The sequence below is a fragment of the Rhodothermales bacterium genome, assembly GCA_034439735.1.
In the GTDB taxonomy this organism is placed as follows: domain Bacteria; phylum Bacteroidota; class Rhodothermia; order Rhodothermales; family JAHQVL01; genus JAWKNW01.
The window spans coordinates 1-9,613 of sequence record JAWXAX010000114.1 but is presented as its reverse complement, the minus strand read 5'-3'; the positions used below and the strand labels follow the sequence as shown (position 1 = coordinate 9,613).

General features: G+C 61.6%; 8 protein-coding genes. 5 read left to right on the top strand and 3 right to left on the bottom strand.

Going from position 1 to position 9,613, the window contains the following annotated elements; all coding sequences use genetic code 11:
• Nucleotides 1-145: 145 nt before the first annotated feature.
• The 3 genes from SH809_08945 to SH809_08935 all read right to left on the bottom strand — a co-directional run bounded on the left by SH809_08945 (nt 146) and on the right by SH809_08935 (nt 3,993).
• Nucleotides 146-1,378: an ABC transporter permease gene (locus SH809_08945; GenBank protein ID MDZ4699817.1), complete on the bottom strand. Its 1,233-nt coding sequence runs from the start codon at nt 1,376-1,378 to the stop codon at nt 146-148.
• A gap of 96 nt (nt 1,379-1,474) precedes the next feature.
• The gene (locus SH809_08940) at nt 1,475-1,957 is read right to left on the bottom strand and encodes a GNAT family N-acetyltransferase (GenBank protein ID MDZ4699816.1); all 483 of its coding nucleotides are present in this window, start codon (nt 1,955-1,957) and stop codon (nt 1,475-1,477) included.
• 14 nt (nt 1,958-1,971) lie between these two features.
• Nucleotides 1,972-3,993 carry an ATP-dependent helicase gene (locus SH809_08935; protein ID MDZ4699815.1) on the bottom strand — a complete coding sequence of 674 codons (2,022 nt, stop codon included), beginning with the start codon at nt 3,991-3,993 and terminating at the stop codon, nt 1,972-1,974.
• Between the two features lie 267 nt (nt 3,994-4,260).
• Between SH809_08935 and SH809_08930 the strand changes: the two genes are divergently transcribed.
• From SH809_08930 to SH809_08910, 5 genes are all read left to right on the top strand, one after another.
• Nucleotides 4,261-5,139 (top strand): AAA family ATPase, encoded by an 879-nt coding sequence (locus tag SH809_08930; GenBank protein ID MDZ4699814.1) that lies wholly within the window; start codon nt 4,261-4,263, stop codon nt 5,137-5,139.
• 46 nt (nt 5,140-5,185) lie between these two features.
• Complete coding sequence (locus SH809_08925; protein MDZ4699813.1) at nt 5,186-6,151, top strand: ParB/RepB/Spo0J family partition protein; 966 nt, start codon at nt 5,186-5,188, stop codon at nt 6,149-6,151.
• A gap of 31 nt (nt 6,152-6,182) precedes the next feature.
• Nucleotides 6,183-6,818, top strand: coding sequence for a DUF5683 domain-containing protein (locus SH809_08920; GenBank protein MDZ4699812.1), 636 nt, complete (start codon nt 6,183-6,185; stop codon nt 6,816-6,818).
• A 144-nt stretch (nt 6,819-6,962) separates the two neighbouring features.
• Nucleotides 6,963-8,249, top strand: a complete 1,287-nt coding sequence (locus SH809_08915) for a pyridoxal phosphate-dependent aminotransferase family protein (GenBank protein ID MDZ4699811.1) — start codon at nt 6,963-6,965, stop codon at nt 8,247-8,249.
• A gap of 23 nt (nt 8,250-8,272) precedes the next feature.
• A complete protein-coding gene (locus SH809_08910; GenBank protein MDZ4699810.1) occupies nt 8,273-9,439 on the top strand; it encodes a hypothetical protein in 1,167 nt (388 codons plus the stop codon).
• The last annotated feature ends 174 nt before the right edge of the window (nt 9,440-9,613 follow it).

The following is a 9,613-nucleotide window of genomic DNA, read 5'->3' as shown; positions in this document are numbered from 1 at the left end:
CGTCACCGCTACGCGCCGACGGGATTTGCCCCTCCTCGGATCGAGGAGGGGCCTGATCGTCAGGAACGGTCGAGCTACAAAAAGTGTCCGAAGTATTAAACCTGTAACTTGCAACCTGTAACTTGCCAACTTGCCAACCTGCAACCTACTCATACCGGAGCGCTTCGATCGGTTCGGACTTGGCGGCGGTCCACGCCGGCGCCAGGCCAAACACCACACCGACCAGCACACAGATGACGAACGCGATCGCCACGGTGCTAAGTGGTAGAATCGCTGGAATAAACGCGTTGATCAACGCGGTGGCCACCAGGGCCAGGCCCACGCCCAACACCCCGCCTATGATACAGATGGCGATCGCTTCAATCAGAAACTGAATGAGGATGGTCCGCCGGCGAGCGCCGATCGCCTTCCGGATGCCAATCTCGCGGGTCCGCTCCTTGACCGATACGAACATGATGTTCATCACGCCGATGCCGCCCACGAGCAGTGAGAGCGCCGTCAGGAAGACGCCGATCAGGTAGATCGTCAGCTTGACCGGAGCGAGTTGTTCGCGGAGGCTCTGCTGTTCGTTGATTTCGAAGTTATTTTCCTCGCGCGCGTCCTGCTTTCGTGCGGCCCGCAGGATGCCGGTCAGCTCGTCTTTCGCAACATCGACGTCATCGGAACTAACCACCTTCACCCGTACCGACACGCTGCGCTCGCTCAGGCCGAAGTGGTTCTTGAACGTCGAAATCGGGATCTGGACTACCATATCGCTCCCCTGGCCTTCGGCATCGGATCCCTTGCGTTCGAGCACGCCGATCACCTGGAAGCGGATGCCGCTGATGCGCACAAACTTACCGACGGGTTCTTCGACGGGAAACAGTTCGGTCGCGATCCGCGCACCGATCACACAGACGTTTCGGCTGGCGCGCGCCTCGATGTCGCTGTAGAACCGGCCGGTCTCCATATCAACTACAAACACCTCGGGATACCGGGAGCCGGCGCCTTCGATGCTGACGCCGGAGAGCGTCTTGCTCCCGTAACGCACGGCGCGGCTTGTATTCACGACCGGAACGGCCGCGATGGTGTAGCGCGATTGCGCCTCGATCACGTCCGCAAGTTCAGCACGGATGTCCGGCCGGTTAATGTAATTCCACCACTTGAAGCCAGGGCCCGTCGCCCACGGCCATTTTTCGACATACAGGACGTCCGCCCCCAGTTCCGAGAGTTCGTTCTCGAAATTCTGCTCGATGCCGTTGATGACGGTGGCCATCGCCGTGACCGACGTAATGCCGATGACAATGCCGAGGGTCGTGAGGATAGACCGGAGCTTGTTTGAATTGATCGCCCCGAGCGCGATGCGGATGCTTTCGCCTATTTCCTGGAGAAAAAACACACGGATGGAGCGGTGATGTGAGGGAAGGCCATGAGATACGCGGCGGGAAGTCGGACGAAGATACGCCGTGGGCGTCCGCGTTGTTGCGCGGACCGGCTACAGGACTTTTTCGAGCTGAATCCGATAGTCGCGATAGACCGGGTTATAATCCGCACGGACAACGCGGAACCCCTCGGCGAGGCCCATGACCGTCATACCCGGATGTTTATTAGGGAAGGTATCGTAGATGAACCGTTTGTAGCCGCGCGCACGGACGCGGTCGAGCATTTCATACAACAGGATACGAGCAACCCCCTGCCGGCGAAACGCGGGCAGGACCCCTCCTTTCGCGCTGTAGAAGGTCTCCTTCCCGTAACGGTAGCCAATTTTGAAGCCAACCGGCAGCCCCTCGTACCAGGCTAGAAGAATGAGCAGATCCTCACGATCGAAGGTGTTGATGATGCGCTCTTCGTGAAAGATGGCCGTATTGAGCTCCCGCACGACATCGATCCGGCCCATGGAAATCTCTTCCACGGACACGCCGGCGAACGGGACCAATTTCCCCAGTGCCGGGCGCTGATGCGAATCCGAGTGGCTCATAACGCAGTCGTCGGTCAAAAAGGCAGAAGGGCCGTGTCGTCGGTATGCGGCGGCGGCGCGCCCTCGTCGAGGAGGGACCAGGGTTCCAACAGATGCTCCGGCACATCCTGCACGAAGCGGCTGGGGTTCGAGAGAATCTCGCCCAGATGCCGGCGGTGTTGCAAGACCGGGTACGATATAAACAGGCGTTGCTCGGCGCGTGTGACGGCCACATACATGAGGCGCAGCTCCTCGTCGAGGGATTCTACGTCTTTCAGCGCGTACCCCGAAGGCAGGATGCCATCGAGCGCGTGCAATAAAAATACCGTATCGAACTCGAGCCCCTTGGCCGAGTGGATGGTCGATAGGATGAGGGGCGGTTCATCGTCGTCGACAGGGGCCGTGTCGATGGCGGTGAGTTCGATGGGATCGAGGGCGAGCGCGGAGAGGAATGCGGCGCGGTCGGTGTAGTTCTGGGTGAGGGCCGCGACATGCTCGAGGTCCTGCAGCCGTTTGGGGTAATCCTCGAAGTACGCCTTTTTCAGGAGGGGGTCGTAATGCTGGAGAATCCGGTCGATCTGATCCGACAGCGCTGGCGGTTGTTGGTGCAGGGTGCGCAGGAGCTGAAAAAGCTCCTGGAGCCGCTCGGCATACCGGGGGGAAAACGGGCGCGCCTCCAGCGCGAAGGGCTCGGGTCGATCGGCGGCTATCCACACGGCCAGATCTCGGGCGGTTTTGGGGCCCACGCCTTCGAGGAGTTGCAGCAGCCGATGCCACGCCACGGCATCGCGCGGGTTTTCGAGTACGCGCAGGTAGGCCAGGACATCCTTTACATGGGCCGCCTCACTCAGTTTTAATCCCCCGTATTTGACATACGGGATACCTCGCCGGCTCAGTTCCACCTCCAGGTCGTATGAGTTAAAACTGCTTCGAAACACCACGGCCATTCGATTCAGCGCTACCCCCTGTTCGCGCAGCTCGAGCACCATCTGACAGACAAAGCGGCTTTCGAAGCGGTCGTCCGACGCGGCCACGAGGCCTGGCAACTCGCCGCCCTCGCGGTGGGTGAAGAGGCGCTTGTCGTATTTCCGGTGGGCGCGGGAGATAACATGGTTAGCGAGATCCAGGATCGCCTGCGTCGATCGGTAATTCTGTTCGAGCTTGAGGACCTTCGTACCCGGAAAGCGCTCGGGGAAGGCAAAGATGTTCGCCGCGTCCGCCCCGCGAAAGCGGTAGATGCTCTGCGCGTCGTCGCCGACAGCCATGACGTTGCCGTGAACGGAGGCAAGGTGCTGTACCAGGGTGGCCTGGAGGCGGTTGGTGTCCTGGTATTCATCGACCAGGATATGCCGGCACCCGGCGGAAACGCTTCGGCGGATGCCGGAGTCCTGCGCGAGGAGAGCCTCCGCATAGTAGAGCAGGTCGTCGTAGTTCATCAGCCCGTGCTCGCGCTTGTAGGCCGCATAGTCCTCGAAGAGCTGATAGAGCGCTTCCAGGTGGTCGAGGAACTGGGGGTAGGACGAGGCGAGCACGTCGTCGAGCCCCATTTCCCGGTTGGTCACCGTCGAAAACAGCGCCTGGAGTGTTTTTTTACGGGGGAAGCGGACGGACGCTTTGTGGAGGCCGCGCGCGGTGCGGAGGACGTCGATCACATCCGCGTCGTCGGAGGCGTCGAGGATGTTGAAGCGGTTCGGGAAGCCGATGGCGCCGGCGTGTTCGCGGAGCAGCGTCAGGCAGAAGGCATGGAAGGTGCCACCGCGGACCCTGGAGCAGCGGCCGTCGAGAAGGGCGCTGGCGCGGGTGAGCATTTCGCTGGAGGCCCGCCGCGTAAACGTGAGCAGGACGATCTGCTCGGGCGGCGTGCCGGTTTCGACGAGGTAGGCGACCCGGTACACCAACGTACGCGTCTTACCGGTGCCGGCGCCGGCAATAACCAGCACCGATCCGCCAGCCGCCGTAGCGGCGGCGTACTGCTGTTCGTTCAACTCGGCCGCATACGGGATGCTGAGCCTGGCCTGAACAGCGGGGTCTGCCTTGAGTACGAAACGCCGCGCCATGGTGGGTGGGGGTTTACGCCGTGCTGGACAACGCGTGTGGGCGAGGGGAGTTCAAAGATCACCAACACGGGCAAAAGTTCAAAACAGTTACAAGCCCGGGCACTGGCTTCCCCGAGGTATTGTTCATACATTAAACGCCGGCCCCGCTGCGGCCCTGGTCCGGTCTCCGGTGGATCAGGCAGGAGGCAAAACCTTTTGGGAAGGAAGCAGCAACCTTTTGTCCCCGGGGCGCCCGCTCATCGCGTTGAAACTAGCTGTACCGTTCTCATGGGAAAAGTCATCGCAGTTGCGAATCAGAAAGGGGGCGTTGGCAAAACAACTACGGCGATCAACCTCGCTTCGTCGCTCGCGGCCACCGAACATCCGACGTTGCTGATCGATATCGACCCTCAGGCCAACTGTACATCGGGCGTCGGCATCGATCCGCGCACTACCGCTGCATCGACCTACGAAGTACTCATCGGGCAGACCACGCCCGAGGAGGGCGCACGCCCGACCGACATGCCGTTCCTGGATATCGTCCCGAGCCACATCAACCTGGTGGGCGCCGAAATCGAGATGATCGACATCGAGGAGCGGGAGAGCATCCTCAAAAAGGCGGTCGCGCGCGCTCGTAAAAAATACGATTTTATCGTGATCGACTGCCCGCCGTCGCTGGGGTTGCTCACGCTGAACTCCCTCACCGCGGCGGACTCGGTGCTGATCCCGGTGCAGACCGAATATTTCGCCCTCGAGGGGCTCGGCCAACTGCTCAACACGATTAAGATCGTCCGGCAGCACCTGAACCCCGATCTCGAGATCGAAGGCGTCCTGCTCACGATGTACGATGCCCGCCTCCGGCTTTCCAATCAGGTCGCTGAAGAAGTGCGTCGGTATTTCGGTGACAAGGTGTTCGAGACCATCGTGCAGCGCAACGTGCGCATCTCCGAGGCGCCGAGCTTCGGAAAACCTGTGTTGTTGTACGATGCTACCAGCCAGGGCGCGCGCAACTATATCGCCCTGGCGCGTGAGATCCTGAAGAACAACCAGCACTTTCTGAAGGCTGGCGGCTACGCCGAGGGTCGGGCGGCCCAGATGGGCTCCCGCGAATCGAATGCCCCTCATTCCGACAGCCCCTCGACGCCGGCCAACGGCTTCTCCCGCTGATAGCCTCTCTTGAGACAGTCGAATTTAGCTAGTTCCCAATCGCAGTATGGCCAAGAAAGTAGCCCTCGGGCGTGGATTAAACGCCCTGCTCCCAACCGCTGAATCCGGCGGCGAGACGGCTGAATCCGCCGCCGCGCGGCAGAGCCGGCGGTTCGCCGCCGCGGAGCGTGAAAGCGGCCGGGCCGGCTCCGTCCTCGAGATCGATGTCGAACTCATCCAGCCCAACCCGTATCAGCCCCGCACCACGTTTGACGAGGAGGCGCTGGACGAACTGGCCGCATCGATCCAGCAGCTGGGCATCATCCAGCCGATCACGGTCCGCAGCCTCGGCGAAGGCCGGTACGAGCTGATCTCGGGCGAACGCCGGCTCCGCGCCGCCCGCCGCGCCGAACTGCGCCAGATCCCAGCGTACATCCGGGAAGCCGATACCGAGGCGATGCTGGAGATGGCCATTGTGGAAAATGTGCAGCGCGAGGCGCTCAACCCGATGGAGGTCGCCTTCGGCTACCAGCGCCTCATCGAGGAGTGCCAGCTCACGCAGGAGAAAGTCGCCCAAAAGGTCGGGAAGAAACGCGCCACCGTGGCCAACTTCCTGCGGCTTCTCAAGCTGCCGCCGCTCGTCCAGGCCGCCCTCAGCGACAATTCGATCACCATGGGGCATGCCCGTGCGCTGATCACCGTCGAAGACGAGCAGGCGCAGATCGGTATTCTGCATGCGCTCCTGAACGATGGGTTGTCCGTGCGTGAGGTGGAGGAGCGCGTGCGGGCGTGGCAGCAGGCACAGCAGGCGCCGGAGAAAAAAGAGGCCGCCACCCGATCGGATAACGATGCTTTTGCCCGTGCCGACCGAGACCAGCTGCAGATCCAGGCCCTCGGATCCCGCCTCCGTACGCGGCTGAGCACCCAGGTGCATATCAAAGCCAAAAAAGGCGCGGAAGGCGGGCGGATCGAGATCGAGTTTTATACGTCCGACGATCTCGAGCGTCTCATGGAATTGCTCCTGGGGCACTGACCCACCTCCCGACCTTCCTCCGACGCGCGCAATGCGCCTACCCTTCGTTTTACTCTCCCTGACCCTTTGTGTCGCCGGCCATCTGGCGCCGGCGCGGGCGCAGGATGCGGACAGTATCAGGGTAGACAGTATCAGGGTAGAAAGCCAGGCCGGCCCAACGCCGGAAACACGGCCGTTTGCCGGGCACGATCCCAATCGGGCGCTCAAGCGGTCCCTCGTATTTCCAGGTCTCGGGCAGGCGTATAACAGGCAGTACTGGAAGATGCCCGTCGTCTATGCTGGCCTGGGCGCCGCGGCTTCGATGGCCGTGTACTTCGGAAACAGGCACCGGCTCTTCACCCGCGCCTTTCAGTACCGGGGCTGGCAGCAGGAACTCGAGGAAGGCGAGCCCCACCCGTTCCCATACTATGCCGATGAATACGCGCAGGTGGTGGCGGAAATCGGGCAGGGCCGAGACCTCTCCGCCTCCAGCATCCGGCCCTTCCGAGATAAATTTCGGCGCAACCGTGACCTTTCCTTTTTTGGCGTCGGCTTAGTGTATGGGCTGACCGCCCTCGACGCGTTCATCAGCGCCCATCTCCTCGATTTTGATGTCGGGGAGGATCTGACGGCGACCGTTGTGCCGCATCCGGGCGGCCAGGGCGTGACGCTCAGCATGACCTGGTAGACGAGCCAGTGAGCGCGCCCTACCGCTTCCTCTTTCGAGAGCAAGCGACCTGCAGGCACGAGACATACCCGCCTTTTTCAGTCAGCACTGGGGCCGGCGACAAAAAGCATCCATAATCTCCAAGGACGTCCGTTGATGCCACATATGAATCAAGATACGCCCACGCCCATTCCGGGACTTCCGCGCGAGCAGGCCGTTGTCCGCGACGAACCGATGCTTTTCACAAAAACGCACCGGTTTTTTGACCCGGCCGGCGACTATGCGCAGGTCAAAAAAGCGAATCTCTACCCCTACTTCCGCCCCATCCAACGGAACGAAGGGACGCGCGCCATCATGTACGGCCGCGAACTTATCATGGCCGGCTCGAATAACTACCTGGGCCTGACGTCGGACCCCCGCGTAAAAGAAGCCGCCATGCAGGCCATCCGCCAGTACGGCACCGGCTGCACCGGCAGCCGTTTCCTCAACGGCACGCTGGACATCCACCTCGAATTGGAGGAGCGCCTCGCCCGCTTCATGGGCAAAGAGGCCTGCATCCTGTACTCCACCGGGTACATGACCAACCAGGGCGTCATCCAGGCCATCGCCGGAAAAGGGGATGTCGTGTTCTCCGACAAGGACAACCACGCCTGCATCGTGGCCGGCACCCAGGTCAGCCTCGCCGAGACGTCGCGCTTTCGCCACAACGACATCGATCACCTGCGCGTCCTGCTCGAACGCGTCAGCAACGAACGTCCGAACGCCGGCAAATTGATCGTCACGGACGGCGTCTTCTCGATGAGCGGGATTATCGCGCGCATCCCGGAATTGGTCGAGCTCGCCGAGGCCTATAACGCCGCCCTCATGTTGGACGACGCCCACGCCGTCGGCGTCATTGGCCCCGGCGGTCGCGGTTCCGCCGCCTCGTTCGGGCTGACCGATAACGCGCACCTGATCACCGGCACGTTCTCGAAGAGCTTCGCCTCGCTGGGGGGATTCTGCGTGGGCGACCACGACGTGATCGAGTACATTCGTCACGTCAGCTCCGCCCATATCTTCAGCGCCTCGATGCCGCCGGCGAACGTCGCCACCGTCCTCAAATGCCTCGAAATTCTCGAGGAGGAACCGGAACGCGTCGACCGCCTCTGGGAGATTTCGGACTACATGCGCGATGGCTTCCGGAACGCAGGGTTTAACGTGTGGAACAGCCAGACCCCGATCATCCCGGTGGTCGTCGGCGACATGTACACCTGCTTCCAGTTCTGGACTGACCTGTTGGAGGAGGGTGTGTTCGCAAACGCCATCGTCCCGCCGGCCGTCCCGCCGGGCCAGGCGCTCATGCGGACGTCCTACATGGCGACGCACACGAACGAAGAGCTCGACTTCATCCTCGACGCTTTCCGCCGTGTCGGCCTGAAAAACGGGGTCATCGCTACCAACGGCGCCGCCTGACCGCCTCTACATCCGGCTCTCTCATGGAGGTTGGTACCTCACCGCAGTCTCCGCTATCGCTGAACGGCGTCCGGATTCGGCGCGTCGCCACGCGTCGGGACCTGGCGCGCTTTATCGATTTCCAATACGCGCATTATGCGGACAACCCCAACTGGGTGCCCCAGTTGCGGATGGATATCCAGAAGACGCTCAATCCGCGCAAGAATCCGTTTTTCGAACACGGGAAGATCGAGCTATTCCTGGCGGAGGATGAACACGACCAGGTGATCGGCCGGATCGCCGGCATCCTCAACGGCATGCACCTGAAGAAATATGCCGACGGCAACGGCTTCTTCGGGTTCTTTGAGTGTGTGGAGGACTACGGGGTGGCCGAGCGGCTGTTCGACGCTGCCGGCGCGTGGCTCCGCGCCCAGGGCCTCATCGGCGTTCGTGGCCCTACCAATCCGTCGATGAACGACATTTCGGGCCTGCTCGTGGCCGGCTTCGATCGCCAGCCGTCGATCATGATGCCGTACAACCCGCGGTATTATGCCGTCTTCCTCGAGCGGTACGGGTTCACCCGGGCGATGACGATGTGGGCGTATTACATCAACAAAAAATACCTCACGATCGACAAGCTCCACCGCGGCGTGAACCTGGTGTACCGACGGAACCCGTCCATCACGCTGCGCAAGCTGGACATGGCCCATTTCGATCGCGACGCCCAGATCGTGCTCGCTATCTACAACGACGCCTGGTCGAACAACTGGGGGCACGTCCCGATGACGCCGAAGGAGTTCGCGCACCTCGCAAAGGACCTCAAGCAGATTGTCGATCCCAACATCGTGTTCTTCCTGGAGGACGCCGGCCGGCCCGTCGCCTTCTCCATCTCCCTACCGAATCTCAACCTCGCCCTCCAGCACACGGACGGGCGGTTGCTTCCGTTTGGACTGCCCCAGCTCCTCCTCCGCGGCAAGTTCGGGGGAATCTATGAGTGCCGTACCCTGCTCATGGGCGTCATCAAGGAGTACCAGGGGATGGGGCTGGACGCCATATTAAATCTCCAGATCATGATCGAAGGGCCCAGTCACGGGTATCAGGCGAGCGAGATGAGCTGGGTGTTGGATAGCAACCCGGCCATGATGAATGCCATTATCTCGTACGGCGGGGTGATGGATAAAGAATACGCGATGTTTGAGCGCACCCTGTAACTTCGCACTGTAACTTTGCCCTGTAATTCCTGGCCCCGATGCCTTTCGCCCCGCACCCCTCGTTTGTGTACTTCGATCTGGACGATACCCTGCTCGACCATCGGAGTGCCGAACGGGCCGCGCTGACCGACCTCTGTGGCCACTTTTCGGAGGCTTTTGCCGACCGGCCGGTCG